A 24,729-nucleotide genomic window follows, 5' to 3' on the forward strand; every position below is an offset into this window, starting at 1 on the left:
AGCGGCGCAGCCCTTTCTTCATGTTCGGACGCCCTTTTGCCCGCGCGCAGAGAAAAAGGCAGGCCGCATTTGCGGCCTGCCTGCCAGGGTGTCCGGCTCCGGCGGACACTCCCTTCGCCGCCCTGAAACAGGGCTACCGTTTATTCCAGCTCGAACGCGCCGGTATAGAGCTGGTAATACTTCCCATGCTCGGCGATCAACTGCGCATGGGTGCCGCGCTCGATGATATGGCCCAGCTCGAGCACCATAATCACGTCCGCGTTCTGCACGGTCGACAGGCGGTGCGCGATCACAAACACAGTGCGGCCGTACATCAGGCCGTCCATACCCGCCTGCACGATGGACTCGGTGCGGGTATCGATGCTGCTGGTCGCTTCGTCCAGAATCATAACCGGCGGATCGGCCACCGCCGCGCGCGCAATGGACAAAAGCTGGCGCTGGCCCTGCGACAGACTGCCTCCGTCCCCGTCGATCACCGTATCATAGCCGTCCGGCAGACGGCGGATGAAGTCGTCCGCGCCCGCAAGCTGCGCCGCGGCTTCGATCTCCTGGTCGGTCGCCTCCAGATTGCCGTACCGGATGTTGTCGCGGATCGTACCGGTAAACAGGTTGGTGTCCTGCAGAACGATGCCCAGCGAGCGGCGCAGGTCCGCCTTTTTGATTTTGTTGATGTTGATTCCATCGTACCGGATCTTGCCGTCCGCCAGATCGTAAAAGCGGTTGATCAGGTTGGTGATCGTGGTCTTGCCCGCGCCGGTCGCGCCGACAAACGCCACCTTCTGCCCCGGCTCGGCGTACAGCGTGATATCGTGCAGCACGATCTTATCCGGATTATAACCGAAGTCCACGTCGAAAAACCGAACGTCGCCCCGTACCTGCTGGTAGGTGGTCGTACCGTCCTCATGCGGGTGCTTCCACGCCCAAATGTTGGTTTTTTCCGGCGTCTCCACCAGCTCGCCGTTTTTATCGTACTTGGCGTTGACCAAAGTGACATATCCGTCGTCCGTTTCCGGCGCCTCATCCATCAGCTCGAAAATACGCTCTGCGCCGGCCAGCGCCATGACGATGGAGTTGAACTGCTGCGAAATCTGTGTGACCGGCTGGGTGAACGATTTGGTCAGCTGCAGGAAGCTGGCGATCACGCCGATGGTGATGCTGCTGCCCACCACACCGGACAGCGCCAGCGTGCCGCCGACCACGGCCACCAGCACATACAGCAGGTTGCCGATGTTCATCATGATCGGCATGAGGATGTTGGCAAAGGTGTTCGCGTTCTTCGCATTTTCCCGCAGCTCATCGTTGAGCGCGTCGAACTGCTCCTTGCACTTATCCTCATGGCAGAACACCTTGACGACCTTCTGGCCGTTGATCATTTCCTCGATATAGCCGTTGACCTTGCCAAGCGAGGTCTGCTGCTCCAAAAAGTATTTTGCCGACTGCCCGCCGATCCGCTTGACCACCACCAGCATCACGGCAACGCCTGCCAGCACGAACAGCGTCAGCCACACATTGGTCACCAGCATGGCGATAAACACCGCGATGATCGTCATTATGGAGGAGAACATCTGTGGGACGGACTGGCTGAGCATCTGCTGCAGCGTATCCGTATCATTGGTGAAATGGCTCATCAGGTCGCCGTGGGTATGGGTGTCGAAATAGCGGATGGGCAGGGCCTGCATGCGCCCGAACATCTCGTCGCGCACCTTTTTCAAAATGCCCTGCGAAATGGACACCATCAGCCAGTTATACAGGAAGGTGGAAACAATGCCTGTCAGATAGACCAGGCCCATCAGCAGGATGGCATGAATCAGGCCGGTGAATACGGGCGCGGCCTCCAGCAGCAGCGGCGCAATATAATCGTCGATCAGCACGCGCAGGAACATCGAACCCGCTACGTTCACCACCGCGGAGATCAGAATGCACACCAGCACCACGCCGAACTGGACCGCGTAGCCATCCCTGATATAGTGAAGCAGCCGGCCCAGCGTCTTTTTCGGGTTTTTGCTGCGTTTACCGCCGGCCATCTGTCCCCGGCGGCCTGGGCCGCCCATTGCGGGTCTTGCCATTATTCCTCGCCCCCTTTGTTCATCTGCTGTTTATAGATCTCCTGATAAATCGGGTTGCCCGCGAGCAGCTCCTCATGCGTGCCGACCGCCTGGATCGCGCCGCCGTCCAGAATGACGATCTGGTCCGCGTCCTGCACGGACGAGACGCGCTGCGCGATAATCAGCTTGGTCGTACCCGGGATCTCCTCCGCGAACGCCTTGCGGATCAGCGCGTCGGTCTTGGTATCGACCGCGCTGGTCGAGTCGTCCAGAATGAGCACCTTGGGCTTTTTCAGCAGCGCGCGGGCAATGCACAGGCGCTGCTTCTGGCCGCCGGATACGTTGGTGCCGCCCTGCTCGATATAGGTATCGTATTTCTTCGGCATCTGCTGGATGAATTCATCCGCCTGCGCCAGACGGCAAACGCGCTCAAGCTCCTCGTCGCTCGCGTGCTCGTTGCCCCAGCGCAGGTTTTCCTTGATCGTGCCGGAGAACAGCACATTCTTCTGCAGCACCATGGCAACCTGCTCGCGCAGCGCTTCAATGTCGTAATCGCGCACATCCACGCCGCCCACCTTGACCGAACCGGTCGTGACATCGTACAGGCGCGGGATCAACTGGACCAGCGTGGACTTGGCCGAGCCGGTGCCGCCCAGGACGCCGATGGTCTGCCCCGCCTTGATGTGAAGGTCCACGCCGCGCAGGGCAAGCTTATGCGCATCGCCCTTGTAGCTGAAATTGACGTTATCGAAATCGATATCCCCGTTTTTCACCTCGGTCACCGGCTGCGCCGGATTATGGAGGTCAGGCTGCTCCTCCAGCACCTCGACGATGCGCTCCGCGCTCGCCTTGGACATGGTAATCATGACAAATACCATGGCGACCATCATCAGGCTCATCAATATCTGCATCGCGTAGGAAAACAGGCTGGTCAGCTCGCCGGTCGTCATGCTGCCGCCGACGATCAGCCGCGCGCCGAACCAGGAGATCAGCAGCATGCAGGCATACATGCAGAACTGCATGAGCGGCGAAACGCCGGCCATGATCTTCTGCGCCTTGGAAAACGCCTTGTAAAGCCGTCCGGAAACGTTTTGAAACTTTTCGGTTTCATATTCCTCGCGCACATAGGCCTTGACCACACGGATGCCGCGCACGTTTTCCTGCACGACCGTGTTCATCTGGTCGTAGATCTTGAACACGCGCTCGAAGATCGGCCCGACAAACTTCATCAGCAGGCCCATGCCCACCGCCAGAATGGGAAGCACGCCCAGGAAAAGCAGCGCCAGCTCGCCGTTGATCTGAAACGCCATAATCAGCGCGAACACCAGCATGACCGGACAGCGCACCGCGATGCGCGTACACATCTGGAACGAGTTCTGCACATTGGTCACGTCGGTCGTCAGGCGGGTGACGATCGAGCCGGTCGAAAACTTATCGATGTTGGAAAAGGAAAAATCCTGCACCGCATAATACATGTCGTGCCGCAGGTTGCGGGCGAAGCCGGTGGAGGCGCGCGCCGCATAGGTGCCTGCCGCCGCGCCGAACACCAGCGCCAGCGCCGCGCACGCCACGAGGATGACGCCGTATTTCCAGATCTCTCCCATATTTTGCGCATCAATGCCCTTATCAATCAAAAGCGCCATTACCGCGGGGATAACGACCTCCATCACAACCTCGAGCACCACAAAAAACGGCGTGAGCAGCGCGTCCTTTTTGAACTCGCGCACGCTTTGTAACAGCTTCTTTATCATTCTTGTCCCTCCGAAGCCCTGCGTTGATAGTCTTCCAAATTCGCGCGGATCCTGCCGCACACGCGGAACCAGGTCGCCAGATCCGCCTCGCTGATGCCGGCACACATCAGCGCCTCTGTGTCGCGGAATTTCTTTTTGATCCGCGCATCAAGCGCCAACGCCTTGTCAGTCAGCACCAGCCGTTTGAGCCGCCCGTCCTGCGGCACCGGCTCACGCCGCAGCAGCCCGTGCTGCTCCATGAGCTGCAAAATGCCGGTCGCAGTCGAACGCCGGAAACGGAACTGCGTCTCCACATCCTTTTGGAAGCGGTCGCCGTCTGCAACCATCAGGTAATGAATAATCATCCCCTGCATACCGGTCACCTGGCTGAACTCCTCGCCCGATTGGCACGCCATCTGCCGCTTGAACAGATTGTTCAGCATGCCAAGCTCGCCGCAGATCGTTTGCTCCTGCATCAATTGTTAGCCTCCTTACTGTTAGCTTACTAACACATTATACGCTGATTCGTTGCGTTGTCAACAGATTTCACAGAAAGTTCAAAAAGGGCGTTCCCTCTGCCAAACGGAACGCCCTTTCCCCTCTGTAATTTATGCACTTTTACGGCTTGTACGGCTTTTCCAGATACATTTTCTGTAAAAACGAACGGCCGGTCGCTGTACGGAACACCCGTTCCCCCGCCGCTCTGCAGGCCTCCGGCGGCAGGGCGCTTTCATAGGCGTTGACCAGAAAATCCGCCTCAAGCAGAATGCGGAAGGCCAGGTCCTCCGAAGCGCCGAAGCTGTGATGGTGCGCGATCAGCCAGGCAATCTTCTCCGCCTGCGCCGCCGAAGCGCCGGCCTGCGCGAGCAGCGGCGCGGCGACCGCCGGCCCCTCCAGCTCCTGCCACTTCCCGCCGGAAGAGCCGTGCTTGCGCTCCGCTTCGTGAATGCCGATATCATGCAGGAGCGCCGCGGCCTCCAGAATATTCTGTTCTTCCTCCCCCAGGCCCTCGCTTCGTCCTAACAGGCGGCAGAACGCATATACTTTCATAAAATGCTGCACCCGACGCGCGTCCCCCGCATCATAGGCGACTGCCAGCGCCGCCAGCTTTTCCAGATCGATCATCGTCAAACTCCCTCCCAGCGGAACCGCTCCATATCCACCCGCCCGTCGGCGGTAAACTCTATCCCGTCCGCTTCCAGCATTGCGCGCTGTATATCCGCGCCGCCGAATGCAAAAGCTGGAGAGGTACGGCCCTCTTTGGTCACCACGCGATAGCACGGTATCCCCTCCGGATCCGGATTCGCGTGCAGCGCATAGCCGACCACCCGCGCCCAGCGCGGGTTGCCCGCCAGCAGCGCAATCTGGCCGTAAGTCGCGACCGTGCCGCGCGGGATGCGCCGGACGACCGCATAAATTTTGTCAAAACTGTTCATTTTGCAAGTCGCACCCCCTCGTGTTTCATTATATCAGGTAAATCTGACAATTTCCATCCCCATTCCACAAGTAAAAAATGTATATTTTTAACACGCTAAATTGTTGCACACATTTGCAAAATACTATATAATAATTACACACTACAGCATGTATGTAAGTTATTCCGCACTTTTCCCTGATTATTGGAAAGAGGCTGCGGCAGAAATGTAAGGAGGACAAATCAAATGGCACTTACCAACACTTACCTCAAGCGCGTGTACGAAACCGTGCAGAAGCGCAACCCGAACGAGCCGGAATTTCAGCAGGCGGTTCTCGAAGTACTCGAAAGCTTCGAGCCTGTCGTAGAGGCGCGTCCGGAGCTGGAGAAGAGCGGCATCATCGACCGTATCGTCGAGCCGGAGCGCATGGTAATGTTCCGTGTTCCGTGGGTGGATGACGAGGGCAAGGTTCAGGTCAACCGCGGCTTCCGCGTGCAGTTCAACTCCGCCATCGGCCCCTACAAGGGCGGCCTGCGCTTCCATCCGTCCGTCAACGCGTCGGTCATCAAGTTCCTCGGCTTTGAGCAATGCTTCAAGAACAGCCTGACCGGCCTGCCCATGGGCGGCGGCAAGGGCGGCTCGGACTTCGATCCCAAGGGCAAGTCCGACGCGGAAGTCATGCGTTTCTGCCAGTCCTTCATCACCGAGCTGTCCAAGCACATCGGCCAGTTCACCGACGTACCGGCGGGCGATATCGGCGTCGGCGGCCGCGAGATCGGCTTTATGTACGGCCAGTACAAGCGCCTGCGCAACGAGTTCACCGGCGTGCTCACCGGCAAGGGCCTGTCCTACGGCGGCTCGCTCGCGCGCACCGAAGCGACCGGCTACGGCCTGTGCTACTATATGAAGGAAATGCTCGCTTACAAGGGTACCTCGTTTGAGGGCAAGACGGTCGCCATCTCCGGCTCGGGCAACGTGGCGATCTACGCCTGCCAGAAGGCGACCGAGCTGGGCGCCAAGGTCGTTACCGTGTCGGACTCCAACGGCTTCATCTACGACCCCAACGGCATTAACCTCGATGTCGTCAAGGACATCAAGGAAGTCAAGCGCGGCCGCATCAAGGAGTACGCGGACCGTGTGCCGGGCAGCACCTACACCGAGGGCCAGCGCCCGTGGGGCGTCAAGTGCGACATCGCGCTGCCCTGTGCGACCCAGAATGAGATCAGCGGCGACGATGCCAAGGCCCTGATTGCAAACGGCTGCAAATTCGTGGCCGAGGGCGCGAACATGCCCTCCACGCCGGAGGCTGTGGAGGCGTTCCTGGCAAACGGCGTCTTCTTCGGTCCTGCCAAGGCGGCCAACGCGGGCGGCGTCGCCACCTCCGGCCTGGAGATGAGCCAGAACTCGCTGCGCCTGTCCTGGACCTTCGAGGAGGTCGACCAGCGCCTGCATGATATTATGGTCAACATTTTCAAGACCTGCATCCAGTCCGCTGAAAAGTACGGCCACAAGGACAACCTTGTCATGGGTGCGAACATCGGCGGCTTTGAGAAGATCGCAAACGCCATGCTCGCGCAGGGCGTTTGCTAAAGCTCCCCTTTCCTCTGCCAACTGAACAGAAAAGGCTTCGGAACATCGTTCCGAAGCCTTTTTTCTCTTTGCCGGCCTGTCCGCGTGTCCTTTTCAAAAACCGGCCATACTTTGTCCGCTTTTTGTGCTATACTACTGGTGAGGGGTGAAGCTATGCAGAGCGGACGCTTGTTTGAGATCTTATATATCCTTTTGGAGCGCGGCGGCGCGACCATACCTGAGCTTGCCTGCCAGTTGGAGGTATCCGAGCGTACCATCCGCCGCGATATTGACGCGCTCTCCGCGGCGGGCGTGCCGGTTTACGCGGCGCGCGGGCGGCGGGGCGGCGTGCGCCTGCTGGACGGCTTCGTGCTGTCCAAGTCCCTGCTGTCCGCGCGCGAGCAGGATGAAATCCTGTACGCCCTGCAAACCCTGCGCGCCACCGGAGCCGTGCAGGATGGCGCGCTGCTCACCCGCCTGTCCGCCCTGTTCCGGCGCGAGGCTGTGAGCTGGATCGACGCGGATTTCTCCGATTGGGGCGACTCCGGCGAACGGCGCGCGCTGTTCGAGCTGCTCAAGTCGTCTATCCTGGAGCGGCGGGTGCTGGCCTTTGACTATTACGGGCAGAATGGGGCGGCGGCGCGGCGCACCGTGGAACCGGTCAAGCTGCGGTTCAAAGGGATTTCGTGGTACCTGCAGGCATGGTGTCGGGACCGGCGCTCTTTCCGCACCTTCAAGCTGTCGCGCATGGAGCATATCACGCTGCTGGACGAGCGCTTCGCGCCGCACGGGGACCCGCCCCCGCTGGACGGGAAGCAGGCCGTATCCGTGCCGACCGCCCGCATCACCGTCCGCTTTTCCCCCGCCGTGGCATTCCGCGTATATGATGAATTTGAACGCGCCTGCATCTCCCCGCAGCCCGACGGGTCCCTGCTGGTGCGGACCGAATGGCCGGTCGGCGCCTGGGGCGCCGGTTATCTGCTGTCCTATGGCTCGCATGCCGAAATCCTGTCTCCGCCCGCGCTGCGCCGCCACATCGCGGCGGAAGCGAAAAAAATCGCCGCGCTTTATCCAAATGCGGACGCGCCCTGTCCGGTATCCGATGCTACAATGGAGCCATCAAAACCGAAAGGATGAAAGCTATGCTGCAATATGAAACCGTATCCCTGCCCGCCCGAACGCTGGTCGGGCTGAAGTGCCGCACAGGGAACGCCGATCCCGCCTGCGCGCACAAGATCGGCGGCCTGTGGGAGCAGTTCATGCGCGCCGGCCTGATGGCCGGACGGGAAGACGCGCCCTGCTACGGTCTGTATACCAATTACGGCTGGGACGACGAGAGCTACGACGCGGTCGTGGCCTGCGAAAGCGAAGCCTGCCCCGAGGGATGTGTACCAATTAAGATACCGGCGGGCGAATACGCCAAATTCCATTTCCACGGCGATATCCGCGCGGTGCCGATGCAGGCCTGGAGCGAAATCTGGTCCCTGCCCCTGCCGCGCGCCTACGGCGTGGACTTTGAGGAATACCGCAATTACAAGGACGGCCAGGCGGATATCGATATCTACGTCGGTCTGGCGGACATCTGCCAGTCCTGCGGCATGCCGATGGCCAGGCCCGCCGACCGCGGCACCGAAGCGGATGGCTCGCAAAGCCGCACCTACTGCACCTACTGCTACCAGAACGGCGCGTTCACCTACGACGCGACCATGGAGGAGCAGATCGAGCACAACCTCAACTGCGCGCCCGAGCTGTACACCGACCGCGAGCGCGCGCGGGAGCAGATGCGGGAATATTTCCCCACCCTTGCACGCTGGAAAGGGGAAACGGAGCGGTGAAAGGCTATGACAACTTTTTCCTGCCCGTCGATGATCTGGACGCGGCGAAACGGTTTTACGGCGGCGCGCTCGGGTTGGACCTGAAATTCGACTTTTCCGACAGCGGGATGGCCGCCTACCGTGTCGGGCAGGAGGAGCCGGCCATCATCCTCAAGGATAAGGGCCGCTTCCCAGGCCAGAAGCCCGTGATCTGGTTTGAGGTCAGCGATGTCAAGGCGCAGTACCGCCGGATGCGCGCGGACGGCATCGCCTTCCTTTCCGAGCCGTTCCATATGCGGACCGGCTGGGCCGCTGAATTCGAGGACCCGTTCGGCAACCGGCTGGGCATCACCGATTATCTGCCATAATACAGCGCGCCGCTGCCTGCAGCGGCGCGCTTTGCTGCGGAGTGTAATATCCTGCAAGAATTTTGGCGCGCGGTATGCTATACTGTCTGCAGACCATGAAAGGAGGCCGCGTCATGCCGGATGAATCCCGTACTGTCTGCTACGACCAGGTGCTTGGCATAGAAGCTTATCACCTGCAGGGCGTTGTTCAGAAATTCCCCAACCACTTCCACGAATATTATGTCATCGGCTTCATCGAAAGCGGCGGGCGCCATCTGTGGTGCGGGGGACAGGAATACGATGCATCGGCCGGCGACCTTGTGCTTTTCAATCCGCACGACTGCCACTGCTGCGCCCCTGTAAGCGGCGAGCCACTGGACTACCGCGCGGTCAACCTCCCGCCCGACGTCATGTGCCGCGCTGCAAAGGAGATCACCGGCAGAGAGCAGCCGCCCCGTTTCACGCGCAACCTTTTGCCGCAGAGCGAGCTCACGCACGCCCTCCGCACTCTGTACGACGCGCTGGTGCGCGATGCGCCCGCGCTGGAAAAGCAGGAGGCGTTCTATTATCTTCTCGAACCGCTTCTGTCCGGCTACACCCTGCCGCCGGCCGGGGAGGACCCGCCGCCCGCGCAGAACGGCCAGATCCAGGCGCTCTGCGCCTATATGGAGCAGCATTACGCGGACAGCATCACGCTCGACAGCCTGGTTTCCATGACAGATTTCGGCAAATCCTACCTGCTGCGCCTGTTCGCACGGCAGGTGGGCGTTTCCCCTTACCGGTATCTGCAGAATATCCGGCTCAGCCGCGCCAAGGCGCTGCTCGAACAGGGCGTCCCTCCGGCCGACGCCGCGTGTCTGACCGGCTACGCCGACCAGAGCCATTTCACCCATTATTTCAAGGAGTTCATCGGGCTTACGCCCGGGCAATACCAGAAAATCTTTACTGGAAACGATATGCAGAAGGAGCGGTAATCATGGATACGCAAACGGAAAAATGTGTGCTGGTGATCGACGGGACGCTGCCGCTCGGCCTGATCGCCAATACGGCAGCCATCCTCGGCATCACGCTGGGCAAGCAGCTGCCGCAGGCGGTGGGGCCGGATGTGCGCGACAAAAGCGGCCGCGCCCACCTCGGTATCACCGCGCTCCCCGTCCCCATCCTGCGGGCGGACCGGCAGACGCTGCGCGCGCTTCGCCGGAAGCTGTACGAGCCGTGCTTTGCCGGCCTGACCGCCGTGGATTTCTCCGACCTTGCGCAAGGCTGCGGTACCTACAGCGAGTTCACCCGCAAGGCCGCGGCTACCCCCGAGGAGGAGCTGTCCTATTTCGGCATCGGCATCTGCGGCGCGAAAAAGCTGGTCGGCCGGCTGACCGGAAGCCTGCCGCTGCTCCGCTGAAACCCTCTATGACGCAGCGCCGCCCGCCGTTTCCGCACAAGGCAAGGAAACGGCGGGCGGCCGATTTCTGTTTTAATGAAATTTTGCCCGATAATCCCCCGGCGACATCCCTTCCTGCTCATGGAACAGCCGGATCAGCACCTTGCCGGACGGCAGGCCGACATGCATCGCGATCCGCTCCAGCGAATCGTTTGTCGTCCGCAGGTACTTTTTCGCATATTCCATGCGGATCACGCTGACCGTATGCGCAAACGAGCGGCCGAACATTTCCTGAAACAGGCGGTTGACGTGGCGCGGCGTCACGTTGAGCTGCTGGGCTACCATGTCTATCGTCAGCTCGTCCGCATAGTTGGAGTGAATGTACTTTGATGCTTCCAGCGCGATATTCTTATAGCCGAGCGGCGTTTTCACATCCGAAACCACCGAGGCCGTCTGCCGCAGCAGGTTGAGAACGAACAGGTAATATAAAATGCCGATCTGACTGGCCCATCCGATTTTCCTGTCCTGTATCTGCTTGTGGATATCCGCAAGCAGCGCCTGCTGCGAAACTGCGCGCGGCAGGTAAATGTATTTATTGGTATCCGCTTTATCCAGCGCCTTGGCGATTTCCCGATACTCAAGCTCCGCATCGATCGACGAATTGCCGTTTTTCGGGATAATATCAAAGATCATTGTGAAATACACCGCGGGCGTTTCCGGCATATAGCGCAGCCGGTGCAGATGGTTCTTGCCCAGCAGCACCATGCTGTTTTCATATAATGGCAGGCTGTCCTGTCCGCAAACCACATTGGCTTCCCCTTCTATGCCGTAGAAAATCTCATACAGGTCGTGCTGATGCTCAAACACCGGTATGATCTGGCTCATCTGCTCCGCATAGTAAAGAACAAAATCAAAAGCGCCGAAAGGAATGGTCGTAATATGATTATGGTATATCTGTTGATTGCGGTACTCTGCCAGCAAAGCGTTCTCTCCTCCTTTTTCTCTCCTGTTATCAGTCCTCATTCTCATAATGCAAAAAGGAAATTGCAAGCTACTTGTAATTTCCTTTTTGCATAGTGATTTTTATTTTACAGGATTCCACTGTGCTTTGCAATAGCGGCATGCAGCTCCCGCCGGTTGGACACATGGCGCAGCAGAACGCTGGAACGGGCGTCCCCTCCATCCAGGAACAGTACGCGGCTGAGCAGCATCTTTTTGAGCTGGGTATGCGGCAGGCTGAAGCGTTTTTCGCCCACATGGCCGAACGTGCGCCGGTCGGTGACCAGAACGCACGAATTCTGCGTCAGATACAGGGCGTGCGCCGCGCTCGCCATCATCCACATGGAAAGCACGCTCGACAGCAGGACCGCCGCGTGATAGCCGGAAAACAGCCGCCCCGCAGCAAACGAAATCGCGGCGAACGCAAAATAGCCGCACATGGTCGGGATGGAATTGAACAAAGCCACATCCTCCACCTGCTCGTCAGGCTCCAACTGGGCAGCCAGCTCATCCACCATTTTCCGGTATCGCGTTGTCATATAACACACCCGTTTCTCCTGTTTTTTTCATTATAACATGGGATACCGCGCTTGTCAGGGGCGTTTTCTGTAGAAAAAAACGCGAAATTTTCTATTCCTCAAAAGGGACATGTTTCCTACGAAAATGTCTGAAATATAAATTGACTTTGCCCGAAATGCTTGGTATTGATTAATATAGCGCTGTGTACAGCGTTCGGAATTCTATAACTTTACATAAGGCAAAGGAGGCAGTTTGTGATGAAGACATTATGCGGCGTATTGGTTGGCGACATGAAGGACCCCAACCCTGAAACACGCGGCAAGGTAGCCCTGGTGGATATCCCGTTCCCTGCCATGGGACCGCAGGACGTCCGGATCAAGGTCGCGTACTGCGCGATCTGCGGCTCGGACCCGCACTGTGTTGCCGGCTGTTTCGGCCAGCCGAAAGGCTCCACCGAGCCGATCCCGCTCGGCCACGAGATTTCCGGCGTCGTCGTTGAATTGGGGCCGGAGGCCAACCACAAGGGCCTGAAGGTCGGCGACCGCGTGGCGGGCAATTTCCTGCGGTTCTGCGGCGGGTGCTATTATTGCCAGAACGGACAGCAGCAGTTCTGCGTCAACGCGCAGCAGTACAACCGCCCCGGCTACGCGCCCGAGCTGATCTGGCACGAGGACCAGGTCTACAAGCTGCCCGATTCGGTCAGCCTGAAAGAAGGCTGCCTGCTCGAACCCATGTCGATCATCGTGCGCATGATGGACAAGGCGCAGATGAAGGTCGGCATGCGCGTCTGCGTCTGCGGCGGCGGCCCGATCGGCCTGCTGGCCCTGCAGACCTTCAAGCTGTACGGCGCGACCGACCTGACCATGATCGAGCCGATCGCGGACCGGCGCGCGCTGGCTTCCGAGCTTGGCGCGGACCATTTGATCGACCCCGCTTCTCAGGATGTCGTGCAGGCCGCGATGGAGCTGACGGGCGGACTGGGTTACGACGTTGTGCTGGACTGCTCCGGCTCGGTGCGTGCGGTCACCTCGCTGCCTGACATCACCGCCAACTGCGGCATGCTGATCTACGGCGCCCAGTATCCGAACGAGTATGAACTGCCCTTCAACATCTCGAAATACTGCTACTTCAAGGAGATCACGGTGACCGGTGTAATGGTCGCCCCCTATGCGTATCCGCGCGCGCTGCAGCTCCTGCCGCGCCTCAACCTCAAGTGCCTGACCGAAACGGTGTTCGACCTGGATGACGGCGTGGCCGCGTTTGATGCGCAGCTGACCGGAAAATATCCCAAAATCCTCATCAAGTGCAATCCCGACCTCGAGTGATTTTTCCTGAAAACGGCCGGAGGCTTCGTCCTCCGGCCGTTTTTTCTCGCCTTCCCCAGACAGGGCCGCAAAATCCGATATGTGCAAAAAGCACACCCGCTTTTTGTAAGTATTTCACAACATTTTAGCTTTATGCCGCTCATTTTGGACACAAAATGCGATTTCATGTCCGTAAAACCAGACGACAGACACCAAAAACCGTCGTATGATACTTATACACAAGGGGAACGGCAAATCCGCATTGTCACTTTTCACAAAACACAGGCAAAAAATACGATAATTTATCCATATTGTTATTTTTCTGTCAATATGATTGTGAAAAAGTTCACACTTCCCCTGCGCGTATTCAACATTCGAGGAGGTATTGTGATGGCAGACAAACAGGAAGTAAAGCGCTTAAACGACTTGGCGTATGAAATGCGCACAAAGCTGATCAATCTATGCGGCGTATACGAGGGCGCCGTACATATTGGCGGCGACCTGTCGATGACCGACCTGCTGATCGGGCTGTTCCACCACGGGCTGAACGTTGACCCGACCGACATCAAAAATCCGAAACGCGACCGTTTCGTCCTTTCCAAGGGGCATGGCGCGGTGTGCATGTATATCGCCATGGCGCTGCGCGGCTTTTTCGATTATGACGAGATCGTGCGCACCTATGGCCAGATGGACAGCGCCTACGGCATGCACCCCTGCAAGGTACACCTGCCGGGCGTGGAATGCTCCTCCGGCTCGCTGGGACAGGGCCTGTCCATGGCGGTCGGCATGGCCATCTCCGCCAAGGTCAAAAAGGAAGGCCACCGCGTCGTCTGCATGCTGGGGGATGGCGAGAGCTGCGAGGGCTCGGTCTGGGAGGCCGCGATGTCGGCACGCTCCTACGAGCTGGGCAACCTTGTCGCGGTCATTGACCGCAACAAGCAGATGATGTGCAGCTACACCGAGGAAATCACCTGCATGGAGCCGTATGCCGACAAATGGAAAGCGTTCGGCTGGAACGTGATCGAGATCGACGGACACGACATGAACGCCATCGTCGACGCGCTGGACAGCCTGCCGCCCGTGACCTCCCTGCGTCCGACGGCGATTGTGGCGCACACCACCAAGGGCAAAGGCGTGGACTTCATGGAAAAGGTGATCGGCTGGCACGCCGGCAGCCTGAACAAGGAAGACTGGGACCAGGCGCTCAAGGATCTGGCAAAGAACTACGGTAAGGAGGCATAAAGATGGCTGGCTCGTTTAACTTTGGAGAATGGATTTCCGCGCGCAGCGTGATCGGGGACACCCTGGATGAGATCGGCAAGACCAATGAAAAGCTGTTCGTCTGCACGCCTGATGTCGGCATGAACCTCAAGCGTTTCCGCGAGCATTATCCGGACCGGTATATCGACGTCGGCATCGCGGAGCAGAACTGCGTAGGCGTTGCGGCCGGCCTTGCGCTCGAGGGCAACATTCCGGTCATCATGGGCATGCTCCCGTTCCTGTCCATGCGCTCGTGCGAGCAGGTCCGCACCGCGGTCTGCTATCAGAACCTGCCGGTCCGCATCATCGGCACGGGCGGCGGCCTGACCTCGGGCGGCGGCTCGACCCACAACGCGATGGAGGATATCGCGATCCTCAAGAGCATGGTCAACATGACCGTGCTGTCCATCGGCGACCCGAACATGATCCGCGACATCCTGCACCTGTCCATGGACTACGCCGGCCCGATGTACATCCGTCTGGCGCAGGGCAAGAAGGACCGTCAGCTTTATGAGCCGGGTACGATCGAATACAAGATCGGCGGCAGCGTGACCGCGCGCGACGGCAAGGATTTCACCATCTTTGCGCACGGCGAAATGGTAGGCGAAGCGCTTGATGTGGCGGAGGAGCTTGCGAAAGATGGAATCGACGTCCGCGTGATCGACATGTATTCCATCAAGCCCTTCGACGAGGCGGCCGTCCGCAAGGCGGTCGAGGAGACGGGCAACCTGGTCGTCTGGGAGGACCATCTGATGAGCGGCGGCCTGGCCAGCACACTGTCCGACTTCTTCACGGACAACCACATCCAGCCCAAGTCGTTCCGCCGGTTCGGCATCCCGCAGGTCTACGCGGGCTTCGGCAGCGGAGAAGAGCTGCGCCGCAAATACGGCTACGCCGCGGAAGACATCGCCGCCTATATCCGCTCGGCCGCGAAGTAATCCTGTCACCTCAGCACATCCTGTTCCTGCGGGACCGGCCGGAACCCGTTTCCGCAGGGGCGGGCTGTTTATTCAACAACACGGAGATAAGAAAGGGGATTTTTCATGAGTACAAAAACGACTACAGCCTCGTCCCCCGCCGCTGCAGCGAATGAATATACCAAGCTGAATATCCCTCGCAAACTTGGTTATGGTTGCGGCGACTTTGCCTGCAACATGAGCTGGACGCTGGTCAGCTCCTACTTAGTCTTCTATCTGACCGACGTAGCGCTTATCAACGCTACCACGGTTGGTATCGTTATCTTCATTTCAAAGTTCTGGGATGCCATTAACGACCCCGTCATCGGTTCTCTGGCCGACCACACCCACAGCCGTTGGGGCCGCTACCGTCCCTGGGTCATGTTCTCATTTGTTCCCATGCTGGTCTTTAACGTGCTGACCTTCACCACCAATCTGGAATGGTCGGAAACCGCCCGCACCTGGTGGGGCCTCGGCATGTACTTCATCCTCGTGCTGCTCTACACCATGGTCAACGTCACCTATTCCGCGATGCCCGCCATGATGACCCGCGATACCGAAACGCGCAGCGCGCTGTCCAGCTTCCGTATGACCGGCGCGTTCCTGGCCATGACCGTGCTGTCCTTTGCTACGCTCCGCATCGTTAACGCAATGGGCGGCGGCGTCACTGGCTACCGCAACGCGGCGATCGTATTCTCCCTGCTCGCAGTACCATTCTTTATTATCACGGTCGCCTCCTCCAAGGAGGTCGTCACGGTCGATGATTCCAAGACCGAAAAGGTTTCCTTTATCAAGCAGTTCAAGGTGCTCAAAGGCAACTGGCCGGTCATCCAGATCGCCATCGCGTATCTCGGCTGGGGCATCATCCAGGGCGGCATGACGTTCCGCCTGTACTTCTGCACCTATAACGCCGGCAACGAACTGCTGTACTCCAACACGCAGACCCTGTGGTCTGTCATGGGCATGATCGGCGCGTTCTCGGTCAGCTATCTTGTTATACGGGTCAAAAACAAGGGTACGCTGGGCGGCGTTTCCTTTACGCTGATCGCAATCTGCTCGATCGTCTCGCAGTTCCTGCCGATCACCACCTCGGGCGGCCAGATCATCTATTATGTGATGATGGCCGGCGTGGGCCTTGGCTCCGGCATGATGCTGGGCAATGTGTTCGGCATGATGCCCGACACTGCGGAGTACACCTATCATAAATATGGCGTTTACTGCGCCGGTTTTCTGTCCACGTTCATCAACTTCATGCTCAAGGTCGGTCAGGCATTTGCGATCTCGGGCGCTGCCGCCATCCTTGACGCGCTGGGCTATGTGGCGGGCGCGCAGCAGAACGCAACCGTGCTGTTTGCGATGAACTTCGGCTCGCACATGTTTGTCGGCCTCTGCTCGATCGTATGTGCGATCGCCATGTTCGCATACAAGCTGGATAAGGCCACTTATGATAAAATTGTCGCCGACCTGCGCGAGCGCGGTATGGCGAACTGAGTACCTGTCAAACGGATTTTCTGAAAGGAGTGTCTATATCATGGCAACAATGAAGCAGCTCTGGTGGGTGGATTGGGACCAGATCGAACTGCGCGAGGTCGAGATCCCGCAGGTCAAGCCCAACGAGGTCAAGGTCAAGGTCGCTTACGCCGCGCTTTGCGCGACCGACGTGCATCAGGTGACGATGGGCGTTATGAACAGCAAGCCCCCCGCCCCGCTCGGACACGAGGCCTCCGGCACGATCGTCGAACTGGGCGAACAGGCTGCCGCCGCCGGCTATAAGGTGGGCGACAAGGTCACGATGTTCCCCGTTTCCCACTGCGGCGAATGCGAATGGTGCAAAAAGGGCATGACGCAGTACTGCATCAATTCCAAGCCCACCGGCGCTTTCGCGGAATATGTCGTCACGGACGTCAAAACGATCTACAAGCTGCCGGACAACGTCGAGCTGCGTGATTACGCGATCGTGGAGCCGACCAACTGCTGCCTGCGCGCCATGGACCTTGCCCCCATCCGCCACGGCGCGACCGTATGCGTCGCCGGCGTCGGCGGCATCGGTTCGATCATGCTCAACCAGGTCCTGCTCTCGGGCGCGGCCCGCATTACGGTCATCGATCCGGTACCCGAAAAACGCGAGCTGGCGCTCTCCATGGGCGCGCAGTACGCGATCGATCCCTTTAACGAGGACGCGGTCGCCCGCGCCATGGAAATCACCGATGGACTGGGCTTCGACTATGTGTTCGAGATGTCTGGCTCCCCCAAGGCCGCCGAAACGCCGCTCAAAATCCTGGCCCGCTGCGGAACCGCGGTCTACTTCGCGGTATTCCCGCCCAAATTCGAGATGCCGCTCAACCTGCATGAACTGTACATGAAGGAGGGCCGCATCCAGACCGTATTCACCACAACCACGATCATGAACCGCTCCATCAACATGATCGAGCGTATGCAGACCGACAAGATCATCGGCAAGATCATGCCGCTGAGCGAGGCGGTGGAGAGCTTCGAGGTATTCAAAACATCCAAATACCCGAAAATCCTGCTCGACTGCAGCAAACCGTAAGCCATCCTCTTTCTTTCACAATCTACAAGCTTCCGGCAGCGGAGGTGCGTCCAGCGTACGCGCCTCCGCTGCCGGACTTTCTTTATACGCCATATGGCTGCGCAGTCATATTCCTGTCCCCTTTCTCATACTCTTTCATCAGAGGAAAGGAGGCGGCGAACATGACAGGAAGACGTCCGGCGCGCAAACGCGCCGGCAGCGGAAAAGGGCTGCTGCTCGTGGTAGCGCTCGTTCTCGCCGCGGGGATCATCAAATACGCGGACGCGCCCCTTGCCGTTGCCGCGCGGGAAAAAGCGGCGGCGGCGCTGTCCGGCCTGCCGGGCGCGGACCGCATCCTTGCCGTGTTCGGCGGGGATGATACGGTGCAGGATGTCAGCGAGGTATTCGGCGCACAGCCGGACGGCCAGGAGAAAGAGCCAGACTATGCCGTATCCTCCGGCGGCGCGGACGACATCCTGGGGCGGGAAAAAACGCTGTTCCCCGATACGGTCGACCAGACCGTCTATCCGATGGAGTTCGAGCATGTCCTGCCCGCCGAAGGCACATTGACCTCGGACTTCGGCAGCCGTCTCAGCCCGACCACGGGACAGCCGGGCTTTCATTACGGCCTGGATATCGCAGCGGAGGAGGGCGTCCGGATCGGCGCCTTTGCGGATGGGACGGTGCGCGAGATCGGGGAATCGAGCTACGGCAATTATCTGATTGTCGACCACGACGACGGCTTTTCCACGCTTTACGCGCACTGCAGCAGCATCTCGGCCAAGGTGGGCGATTCGGTAAGCTGCGGGGAGGAAATCGCGCGCGTCGGCCAGACCGGCAACGCAACCGGTCCGCACCTGCATCTTGAGCTGTGGAAGGATGGCGCCGCCCTTGACCCATCCGATTACCTGACCGAGCTTTAAGTGAAAAGGCTTGAGGTCCGCGACGGGTTCCTCGTGCTGCTGGCCGCGCTCTGGTGTGTGGACGAAACCAATATCCTGCCGCTGTTCCTGCTTGCCGCGGCCATACACGAGCTGGGGCATGTGCTGGTGCTGTCCCTTGCGGACGGGCGGGTGCTTCGGCTGACGCTTACCGCCTGCGGCGCCGTACTCCGCTGCACCCTGCCGGAGGGCCGCTGCGCCCGCGCCGCGGTCTGCCTTGCCGGTCCGGCGGCCAGCTTTGCGCTTACCGCCTGCGCCGGAGAGCTTGGGCTTTACCGTCTTGCGGGCGCAAGCGTGCTGCTCGGCGCGTTCAACCTGCTCCCCATGCCGCCGCTCGACGGCGGCATGGCGCTTTGCCACCTTGCCGGCGGCCGGTTCCCGCTCGCGCGCGGCGCGCTTTCGCTGGCTGTCATGGCCGGACTGCTCGCCGCAGGCTGCTGGCTGTGGCGGCAGGGCGGCGGCGCCTGGCTGCTGCTCACCGGCGTGCTGATCAGCGCCCAAACAATGAAAAACCTTGCCAAAACCACCGGATAGGTGTAAGATAAAGATACCATCAGAGGTTTGCTGGAACGGAGGCTACATGTTTCACATCGGCGATCAGATCGTACACCCTCTGCACGGCGCAGGCGTAATCGAAGATATTGTCGAGCGCACCATTGACGGTACGCCCGCGCAGTATTATGCGCTCCGCCCCGCGTTCGGCGACACGCAGCTCTTTATTCCGGTCGATTCCTGCGAAAAGCTCGGGATACGTCCGGTATGCTCCAGAGCGCAGGCCGAGGCTTTCCTGCACAAGCTGGACGACGTTGCGCGCAGCGAGGATAAGGGCTGGAACCAGCGCTATCGGGAAAATATGCTTCACATCCGTTCGGGCGACCTGCTTGAGGTCGCGCAGGTCGTCAAAAACCTTGCGGAGCGGGACCGCGAACGCGGCCTGTCCACTGGGGAAAAGAAGATGCTCGCTTCCGCAAAGCAGATTCTGGCCTCCGAGCTGGCTTTTTCGCTCGGCATTTCCCCCGAGGAAGCTGGGGACCTCATCCGTCAAAGATTATGTATCTGAGCAAAGGCTTTGCATTGCTGCAAAGCCTTTTTTAAGGAGCGTATGCCATGTTTGGAAAACGGAAGAAAAAAGCCGTACCCGCCGCGGTCTGCGCGGTGATTGTCGCCGCCGGCTCGTCCCGCCGCATGGGCGGGGAAAACAAGCTACTGCTGCCGCTCGGGGACGTCCCCGTGCTGGCGCACACGCTGGCCGCGTTTGAAAAATGCGCCGATGTGCGCGATATCGTGCTGGTGTGCCGCGAGCAGGATATCGTCCCCTATACCGAACTTGCGCGGACGTTCGGTATCTCCAAGCTGCGCACGGTCACGCGCGGCGGGGGTAGCAGGACCGCCTCCGTCTTGGCCGGCGTCAGCGCCGCGCCGGAGGATACGGCGCTTGTGGCCGTGCATGACGGCGCGCGGCCGCTCGTCTCCGAGGCGGTCATCTCCGAGGCGGTCTATGCGGCCGCTGCGCACGGCGCGGCCGCGCCGGTCGTTCCGGTCAAGGACAGCATCAAGCGCATCGAGAACGGCGTCATCGCGGCCGACGTGCCGCGCGACACCCTTGCGGCCGTGCAGACACCGCAGGTATTCGCGCGCCCGCTGCTTCTGCGCGCGCTGAACGAGGCTGCGCGACAGGGACAGGCCTATACCGACGACTGCGCCGCAGTCGAAGCGCTCGGCCAGCCCGTATACGCCACCCACGGAAGCTATGAAAACATCAAGATCACGACGCCCGAGGATATCGCGGTCGCCGAGGCGCTGCTGCAAAAGGAGGAGAGCTGAACATGCGGATCGGACACGGCTACGACGTACACCGGCTGGAACAGGGGCGCAGGTGCATCATCGGCGGCGTGGATATCCCGCACCGGACGGGGCTTGCAGGGCATTCGGACGCGGACGTCCTCACCCACGCGGTGATGGACGCGCTGCTCGGCGCGCTCGCGCTCGGCGATATCGGCAGTCATTTTCCGGATACCGACCCGCGTTACGCGGGCGCGGACAGTCTCGCGCTGCTGCGTCGGGTCGCCGCGCTGCTGCGGGAGCGCGGCTGGCGGCTGGGCAACCTGGACGCAACCGTGCTCGCCCAGGCCCCGCGGCTCGCGCCGCACATCCCGCAGATGCGTGAAAACCTGGCCGCGGCCATTGGCTGCGAAACGGACCGGATCTCGGTCAAGGCCACAACCGAGGAGGGTCTCGGCTTTACCGGAACGGAACAGGGCATCGCCGCGCACTGTGTATGCCTGCTGGAGCCGGAATAAAAAAGCGGGGAGCCTATGGCTCAATATCATGAAATTATCGTCTTGCGCGCACATCAAAAAGCACCCACCCTATTGAAAAAGGGCAGGTGCTTTTTGTGTTTTGTTAATGAATAGTTGTCTGAACATCTTGATACAGAGCATTCGCTGATAACTCACCATTTTCGGCAAATGCCGCGCCAGCCTCTTGGTCATTCTGCAAATAGTACATAAACCAGGCTGTCATATAGCCGTCAAATTGCTTGTAGGAATCCCCATGGTCTGTGTTTTTCTTCCTTGCCATAACCTTATCTATCGTATCCGGCAGCGAAGTATAATTCTCTTGTAACGACCACAGCGGACAAATCCCCTGCACCACATTGCTTTCCTCATCGTTGACCTGCTCTTTCGTCATTGCAGTGCCTGCATCCCAATAGCCGGTTCCCGCCGTAAGAAATGTTGGTATCGTTATCTTAGTCACATTATATTCCCACTGGTCTGCCATGACACCGGTATGATAGGATGACGTCGCACTTGCTGCATACAGAGCCTTAATCATAAAACCATGCTTTTGATTTGTCACTGTATTAAATGCGGCGACGGCGCCTTGGGAGTGGCCGCCAATACCGATGTTGTCCAGGTCGATTTTATGGTAGAAGATACTGCCCATATCCTCATTTATCTGCATCAAAAATTCAAGCGTAGCCTCAGCTGAAACACCAGTTCGAGTGTTTTTGTCATCATTCCCGACGGCGATAAACCCCCAAGACGCTAAATGCTCCATAAACGATTTATATGTAGCCGAAGTACTTCCGGTCCCATTTGCAAAAATAACAACGGGGTACTTTTCATCCCTGTTCCCCAGTTCGCTGGGATACCACATCGCATATTTACCGATGACATCATCATTAGCGTCAAATTCCATATGAGATACATCTTTGTCACCAAACGCCGTATATTTCATTTCAATTTCACCAAAAGTTTGCGTGTAGCTGTAGTAATTTGCTTCCCTGCGCTCTGCAAGCTTGATAAAGGCAAAACTGCCAAGCAAGATCAGAGCAACAATAATCAGAATAATTTTCAGCAATAGCTTCACAACCTTCTTCATGAACTCCTCCAAAGATCACCAATACAAATTTACTGTACAATATTTTATCAGTCTGTTGTCGCAGTATACCACGCTCAATAGAAGCAGTCGCTATCAATCAGGATTTTATGAAAACAGCCCGGCCGTTAAGAAACGGAAAACACGTTTCCGCACCTTAACGGCTGGACTTTTCGCTTATCTTAATAACATCTATGGCTCCACGTTTTTTTGCTGCATATTGCGCGTAATCCGGCGGAAACGGAAGAAAAACAGGACCGAGGTCGTCGCCGCGGCAAGGAAATCCGCCACCGGCTCCGCCAGGAACACCGCGAACAGCTTATCCTCAAAGAAGCGCGGCAGAACCAGGATCAGCGGGATCAGCAGGATGATCTTGCGCTCCAGCGCGAGGAACAGGGATATTTTCGCCTCCCCCAGCGCGACGAACGATTGCTGGAACCCCCACTGGAACGCCGCGGTAAAACCCACCGCCATATAAATCCGCAGCGCCCACGCGGTCATCTCGACCAGCTCCGGCTTGTGATTGAACAGGTATACCACCGTCCGCGGGGAAAGCTGTACCACCACCCAGACGCAGCACACAAACACCGCGCCGATCAGCACACTGTACCGGATGACCTCCTTCATCCGCTTGCTGTTTCCCGCGCCGTAGTTGAAGCTCAATATGGGCTGCGCGCCCTGCATCAGTCCCAGCAGCGGCATCTGCATCATCTGCATGACCGAGGTGAGGATGGTCATGGCGCCGACCGCCAGGTCGCCGCCGTACTTTTGCAGGGAGACATTGAACGTCACCGTCAGCAGGCTTTCCGTAGACTGCATGACAAAGGGCGACGCGCCCAGCGCGATCGCGGACCAGAGCAGGCGCCCGTCCAGCCGGAAAAAGGCCTTTTTCAGCCGCAGTTCACTGGAGGGGCCGGCCAAAAACCGGACCACCCACAGCGCGGACACCGCCTGCGAAATCACGGTCGCGACCGCCGCGCCGCGCACTCCCATACCGAACAGGAAAATGAACACCGGATCGAGTACAACGTTGAGTACCGCGCCGATCAGCACGGTTTTCATCGCCACGCCGGATTTTCCCTGCGCAGTGATAAAGCCGTTCAGCCCCAGCGCGGTCATGACAAAGATGGTACCCAGAACGTAAATGTTGAGATACTGCATCGCATAGGGCAACGTGTCCGCGGACGCGCCGAACAATACAAGGAGCGGCTCCTGAAACAGCAGGAACACCGCCGTCAGCACGACCGCGAGCGCCCACAGCGCGGCCGTACAGGTGCCGAGCGTGCGCTCGGCTTTTTCGTGCTCGCCCGCGCCCATGGCGATGGAGGCGCGCGGCGCGCCGCCCATGCCGATCAGCGCCGCGAACGCCGCAATCAGCGTGATAACCGGAAAGGTCACGCCCATGCCGGTCAGCGCAAGCGCCCCCTCGTCCGGTATGCGGCCGATGTAGATGCGGTCGACGATGTTATACAAAAGGTTGACCACCTGCGCGCAGATCGTCGGCAGCGCCAGGCGGACGAGCAGCGGGCCGACCGGATCTCGTCCCAGGTCGGCCTCGCGCGTATCGGTTTTTCCCTTACTCATGCCCGCGCGCCGTCCTCCCGAATGAGGATACGCAGCGCCTCGACCGCCGCGCGGACGCCGCGCTCGGACGCATCGGGCGGGATATTGGGCGCCTCGTCGTTATCCGCGTTCCACAGGACGTTGAGCACCGCGCCGCACCGCACATGCAGCACCTGCGCCACAATGAACAGCGCCGCGGTCTCCATTTCGCTTGTCAGCGCGCCCGCGACCTTCCACGCCCTCCATTTGGCGAGCAGTTCCTCCGCAACGGGCTGCTGCGCGGGCCGTATCTCACCGTAAAAGCTGTCCTTGGACTGGACCACGCCGATATGATGGGTAAGGCCGAGCCGCACCGCCGCCTCCCGCAGCGCGGCAACGACCGAGAAATCCGCCGCCGCCGGAAACTCGATGGGCAGGTATTCGCGGCTCGTTCCCTCCTGCCGGATGGCCGCGGTCGCGATCACGATATCGCCGCCGCACACCTCGTCCACGATGCCGCCCGAGGTCCCCACGCGGATGAACGTGTCCGCGCCGCACTCGACCAGCTCCTCCAGCGCGATCGCGGCGGACGGGCCGCCGATGCCGGTCGAGCATACCGCGACGGGTACGCCATCCAGCCTGCCCGTCCACAGCGTGTATTCGCGGTTCTGCGCGATCTGCTTCGGCTCCTCAAAATAGCGCGCGATTTTGCCGCAGCGGCCCGGGTCGCCCGGCAGGATGACATACCGGCCGATATCCCCCTTTTGAATCTGAATGTGCATCTGCTTTCCATCGATCAGCATACAATCGTCCCCTCCCGTTCTATGGTGCGTATATTTTTTTCCGCCTTGCTGCGCGGCAGCATGACCTCATGCCCGCAGCCCAGGCATTTGAGCTTGAAATCCATGCCGGTGCGCAGCACCCTCCATTGCTTGGAGCCGCAGGGATGCGGCTTCTTCATGGTCAGGACATCGTTGACCTGTACATCCACGCAATCAC

Annotated in this window: 27 protein-coding genes; 16 read left to right on the forward strand and 11 right to left on the reverse strand. The window is 59.3% G+C overall.

The window, feature by feature from the left end:
* Nucleotides 1-140: 140 nt before the first annotated feature.
* The 5 genes from ACYQ3S_RS01775 to ACYQ3S_RS01795 all read right to left on the reverse strand — a co-directional run bounded on the left by ACYQ3S_RS01775 (nt 141) and on the right by ACYQ3S_RS01795 (nt 5,211).
* Nucleotides 141-2,066, reverse strand: coding sequence for an ABC transporter ATP-binding protein (locus ACYQ3S_RS01775; RefSeq protein WP_459687050.1), 1,926 nt, complete (start codon nt 2,064-2,066; stop codon nt 141-143).
* Nucleotides 2,066-3,796: an ABC transporter ATP-binding protein gene (locus ACYQ3S_RS01780; protein WP_459687051.1), complete on the reverse strand. Its 1,731-nt coding sequence runs from the start codon at nt 3,794-3,796 to the stop codon at nt 2,066-2,068. Before ACYQ3S_RS01780 ends, ACYQ3S_RS01775 begins: the two co-directional genes overlap by 1 nt.
* Nucleotides 3,793-4,251 (reverse strand): MarR family winged helix-turn-helix transcriptional regulator, encoded by a 459-nt coding sequence (locus tag ACYQ3S_RS01785; protein WP_459687113.1) that lies wholly within the window; start codon nt 4,249-4,251, stop codon nt 3,793-3,795. The genes ACYQ3S_RS01780 and ACYQ3S_RS01785 overlap by 4 nt, the downstream gene beginning before the upstream one ends.
* 142 nt (nt 4,252-4,393) lie before the next feature.
* Nucleotides 4,394-4,900, reverse strand: a complete 507-nt coding sequence (locus ACYQ3S_RS01790; protein WP_459687052.1) for an HD domain-containing protein — start codon at nt 4,898-4,900, stop codon at nt 4,394-4,396.
* A 2-nt stretch (nt 4,901-4,902) separates the two neighbouring features.
* Nucleotides 4,903-5,211 (reverse strand): MGMT family protein, encoded by a 309-nt coding sequence (locus tag ACYQ3S_RS01795; RefSeq protein ID WP_459687053.1) that lies wholly within the window; start codon nt 5,209-5,211, stop codon nt 4,903-4,905.
* A 225-nt stretch (nt 5,212-5,436) separates the two neighbouring features.
* On the opposite strand from ACYQ3S_RS01795, the gene gdhA reads away from it, so the two are divergent.
* From gdhA to ACYQ3S_RS01825, 6 genes are all read left to right on the forward strand, one after another.
* Nucleotides 5,437-6,780: an NADP-specific glutamate dehydrogenase gene (gdhA, locus tag ACYQ3S_RS01800; protein WP_459687054.1), complete on the forward strand. Its 1,344-nt coding sequence runs from the start codon at nt 5,437-5,439 to the stop codon at nt 6,778-6,780.
* Between the two features lie 153 nt (nt 6,781-6,933).
* Complete coding sequence (locus ACYQ3S_RS01805; protein WP_459687055.1) at nt 6,934-7,896, forward strand: helix-turn-helix transcriptional regulator; 963 nt, start codon at nt 6,934-6,936, stop codon at nt 7,894-7,896.
* A 5-nt stretch (nt 7,897-7,901) separates the two neighbouring features.
* The gene (locus tag ACYQ3S_RS01810) at nt 7,902-8,594 is read left to right on the forward strand and encodes a zinc ribbon domain-containing protein (protein WP_459687056.1); all 693 of its coding nucleotides are present in this window, start codon (nt 7,902-7,904) and stop codon (nt 8,592-8,594) included.
* A complete protein-coding gene (locus ACYQ3S_RS01815) occupies nt 8,591-8,941 on the forward strand; it encodes a VOC family protein (RefSeq protein ID WP_459687057.1) in 351 nt (116 codons plus the stop codon). The genes ACYQ3S_RS01810 and ACYQ3S_RS01815 overlap by 4 nt, the downstream gene beginning before the upstream one ends.
* 113 nt (nt 8,942-9,054) lie before the next feature.
* Nucleotides 9,055-9,894, forward strand: a complete 840-nt coding sequence (locus ACYQ3S_RS01820; RefSeq protein ID WP_459687058.1) for an AraC family ligand binding domain-containing protein — start codon at nt 9,055-9,057, stop codon at nt 9,892-9,894.
* 2 nt (nt 9,895-9,896) lie between these two features.
* Nucleotides 9,897-10,319: a DUF2000 domain-containing protein gene (locus tag ACYQ3S_RS01825; RefSeq protein ID WP_459687059.1), complete on the forward strand. Its 423-nt coding sequence runs from the start codon at nt 9,897-9,899 to the stop codon at nt 10,317-10,319.
* Between the two features lie 72 nt (nt 10,320-10,391).
* Here the strand turns inward: ACYQ3S_RS01825 and ACYQ3S_RS01830 are convergent, their stop codons facing one another.
* Entirely contained in the window at nt 10,392-11,279 is an 888-nt protein-coding gene (locus ACYQ3S_RS01830) for a cupin domain-containing protein (RefSeq protein WP_459687060.1), read from the reverse strand.
* A 107-nt stretch (nt 11,280-11,386) separates the two neighbouring features.
* Complete coding sequence (locus ACYQ3S_RS01835) at nt 11,387-11,836, reverse strand: hypothetical protein (RefSeq protein ID WP_459687061.1); 450 nt, start codon at nt 11,834-11,836, stop codon at nt 11,387-11,389.
* Between the two features lie 237 nt (nt 11,837-12,073).
* Between ACYQ3S_RS01835 and ACYQ3S_RS01840 the strand changes: the two genes are divergently transcribed.
* The 10 genes from ACYQ3S_RS01840 (at nt 12,074) to ispF (ending at nt 21,107) form a co-directional block, all read left to right on the forward strand.
* Complete coding sequence (locus ACYQ3S_RS01840) at nt 12,074-13,141, forward strand: zinc-dependent alcohol dehydrogenase (protein ID WP_054326417.1); 1,068 nt, start codon at nt 12,074-12,076, stop codon at nt 13,139-13,141.
* 369 nt (nt 13,142-13,510) lie between these two features.
* Complete coding sequence (locus ACYQ3S_RS01845) at nt 13,511-14,362, forward strand: transketolase (protein WP_459687062.1); 852 nt, start codon at nt 13,511-13,513, stop codon at nt 14,360-14,362.
* Nucleotides 14,363-14,364: 2 nt separating this feature from the next.
* Nucleotides 14,365-15,318, forward strand: coding sequence for a transketolase family protein (locus ACYQ3S_RS01850; RefSeq protein WP_459687063.1), 954 nt, complete (start codon nt 14,365-14,367; stop codon nt 15,316-15,318).
* A gap of 105 nt (nt 15,319-15,423) precedes the next feature.
* The gene (locus tag ACYQ3S_RS01855; RefSeq protein ID WP_459687064.1) at nt 15,424-16,827 is read left to right on the forward strand and encodes an MFS transporter; all 1,404 of its coding nucleotides are present in this window, start codon (nt 15,424-15,426) and stop codon (nt 16,825-16,827) included.
* Nucleotides 16,828-16,867: 40 nt separating this feature from the next.
* Complete coding sequence (locus ACYQ3S_RS01860) at nt 16,868-17,887, forward strand: zinc-dependent alcohol dehydrogenase (protein ID WP_459687065.1); 1,020 nt, start codon at nt 16,868-16,870, stop codon at nt 17,885-17,887.
* A 161-nt stretch (nt 17,888-18,048) separates the two neighbouring features.
* The gene (locus ACYQ3S_RS01865; RefSeq protein ID WP_459687066.1) at nt 18,049-18,789 is read left to right on the forward strand and encodes a M23 family metallopeptidase; all 741 of its coding nucleotides are present in this window, start codon (nt 18,049-18,051) and stop codon (nt 18,787-18,789) included.
* Nucleotides 18,790-19,341, forward strand: coding sequence for a zinc metalloprotease (locus ACYQ3S_RS01870; protein WP_459687067.1), 552 nt, complete (start codon nt 18,790-18,792; stop codon nt 19,339-19,341).
* A gap of 46 nt (nt 19,342-19,387) precedes the next feature.
* Nucleotides 19,388-19,867, forward strand: a complete 480-nt coding sequence (locus tag ACYQ3S_RS01875; protein ID WP_459687068.1) for a CarD family transcriptional regulator — start codon at nt 19,388-19,390, stop codon at nt 19,865-19,867.
* Nucleotides 19,868-19,914: 47 nt separating this feature from the next.
* Entirely contained in the window at nt 19,915-20,631 is a 717-nt protein-coding gene (ispD, locus tag ACYQ3S_RS01880; protein WP_459687069.1) for a 2-C-methyl-D-erythritol 4-phosphate cytidylyltransferase, read from the forward strand.
* A 2-nt stretch (nt 20,632-20,633) separates the two neighbouring features.
* On the forward strand, nt 20,634-21,107 hold the full coding sequence (gene ispF / locus ACYQ3S_RS01885) for a 2-C-methyl-D-erythritol 2,4-cyclodiphosphate synthase (protein WP_459687070.1): 474 nt from the start codon (nt 20,634-20,636) through the stop codon (nt 21,105-21,107).
* A 103-nt stretch (nt 21,108-21,210) separates the two neighbouring features.
* Here ispF and ACYQ3S_RS01890 read toward each other — a convergent pair whose 3' ends face one another.
* The 4 genes from ACYQ3S_RS01890 to ACYQ3S_RS01905 form a co-directional block, all read right to left on the reverse strand.
* Nucleotides 21,211-22,191 (reverse strand): alpha/beta hydrolase family protein, encoded by a 981-nt coding sequence (locus ACYQ3S_RS01890; protein WP_459687071.1) that lies wholly within the window; start codon nt 22,189-22,191, stop codon nt 21,211-21,213.
* Between the two features lie 189 nt (nt 22,192-22,380).
* Entirely contained in the window at nt 22,381-23,772 is a 1,392-nt protein-coding gene (locus ACYQ3S_RS01895; protein ID WP_459687072.1) for an MATE family efflux transporter, read from the reverse strand.
* Entirely contained in the window at nt 23,769-24,533 is a 765-nt protein-coding gene (gene udp / locus ACYQ3S_RS01900) for a uridine phosphorylase (protein WP_459687073.1), read from the reverse strand. The genes ACYQ3S_RS01895 and udp overlap by 4 nt, the downstream gene beginning before the upstream one ends.
* Nucleotides 24,527-24,721, reverse strand: coding sequence for a DUF951 domain-containing protein (locus ACYQ3S_RS01905; protein ID WP_107631704.1), 195 nt, complete (start codon nt 24,719-24,721; stop codon nt 24,527-24,529). The genes udp and ACYQ3S_RS01905 overlap by 7 nt, the downstream gene beginning before the upstream one ends.
* Between the last annotated feature and the right edge of the window lie 8 nt (nt 24,722-24,729).

The organism is Agathobaculum sp. TL06 (assembly GCF_054658635.1).

Coding starts and splice junctions, on each gene's coding strand:
- ACYQ3S_RS01775 (WP_459687050.1), bottom strand. CDS start 2,066: ATGGCAAGACCCGCAATGGGCGGCCCAGGCCGCCGGGGACAGATGGCC.
- ACYQ3S_RS01780 (WP_459687051.1), bottom strand. CDS start 3,796: ATGATAAAGAAGCTGTTACAAAGCGTGCGCGAGTTCAAAAAGGACGCG.
- ACYQ3S_RS01785 (WP_459687113.1), bottom strand. CDS start 4,251: ATGCAGGAGCAAACGATCTGCGGCGAGCTTGGCATGCTGAACAATCTG.
- ACYQ3S_RS01790 (WP_459687052.1), bottom strand. CDS start 4,900: ATGATCGATCTGGAAAAGCTGGCGGCGCTGGCAGTCGCCTATGATGCG.
- ACYQ3S_RS01795 (WP_459687053.1), bottom strand. CDS start 5,211: ATGAACAGTTTTGACAAAATTTATGCGGTCGTCCGGCGCATCCCGCGC.
- gdhA (WP_459687054.1), top strand. CDS start 5,437: ATGGCACTTACCAACACTTACCTCAAGCGCGTGTACGAAACCGTGCAG.
- ACYQ3S_RS01805 (WP_459687055.1), top strand. CDS start 6,934: ATGCAGAGCGGACGCTTGTTTGAGATCTTATATATCCTTTTGGAGCGC.
- ACYQ3S_RS01810 (WP_459687056.1), top strand. CDS start 7,902: ATGCTGCAATATGAAACCGTATCCCTGCCCGCCCGAACGCTGGTCGGG.
- ACYQ3S_RS01820 (WP_459687058.1), top strand. CDS start 9,055: ATGCCGGATGAATCCCGTACTGTCTGCTACGACCAGGTGCTTGGCATA.
- ACYQ3S_RS01825 (WP_459687059.1), top strand. CDS start 9,897: ATGGATACGCAAACGGAAAAATGTGTGCTGGTGATCGACGGGACGCTG.
- ACYQ3S_RS01835 (WP_459687061.1), bottom strand. CDS start 11,836: ATGACAACGCGATACCGGAAAATGGTGGATGAGCTGGCTGCCCAGTTG.
- ACYQ3S_RS01840 (WP_054326417.1), top strand. CDS start 12,074: ATGAAGACATTATGCGGCGTATTGGTTGGCGACATGAAGGACCCCAAC.
- ACYQ3S_RS01845 (WP_459687062.1), top strand. CDS start 13,511: ATGGCAGACAAACAGGAAGTAAAGCGCTTAAACGACTTGGCGTATGAA.
- ACYQ3S_RS01850 (WP_459687063.1), top strand. CDS start 14,365: ATGGCTGGCTCGTTTAACTTTGGAGAATGGATTTCCGCGCGCAGCGTG.
- ACYQ3S_RS01855 (WP_459687064.1), top strand. CDS start 15,424: ATGAGTACAAAAACGACTACAGCCTCGTCCCCCGCCGCTGCAGCGAAT.
- ACYQ3S_RS01860 (WP_459687065.1), top strand. CDS start 16,868: ATGGCAACAATGAAGCAGCTCTGGTGGGTGGATTGGGACCAGATCGAA.
- ACYQ3S_RS01865 (WP_459687066.1), top strand. CDS start 18,049: ATGACAGGAAGACGTCCGGCGCGCAAACGCGCCGGCAGCGGAAAAGGG.
- ACYQ3S_RS01875 (WP_459687068.1), top strand. CDS start 19,388: ATGTTTCACATCGGCGATCAGATCGTACACCCTCTGCACGGCGCAGGC.
- ispD (WP_459687069.1), top strand. CDS start 19,915: ATGTTTGGAAAACGGAAGAAAAAAGCCGTACCCGCCGCGGTCTGCGCG.
- ispF (WP_459687070.1), top strand. CDS start 20,634: ATGCGGATCGGACACGGCTACGACGTACACCGGCTGGAACAGGGGCGC.
- ACYQ3S_RS01890 (WP_459687071.1), bottom strand. CDS start 22,191: ATGAAGAAGGTTGTGAAGCTATTGCTGAAAATTATTCTGATTATTGTT.
- ACYQ3S_RS01895 (WP_459687072.1), bottom strand. CDS start 23,772: ATGAGTAAGGGAAAAACCGATACGCGCGAGGCCGACCTGGGACGAGAT.
- udp (WP_459687073.1), bottom strand. CDS start 24,533: ATGCTGATCGATGGAAAGCAGATGCACATTCAGATTCAAAAGGGGGAT.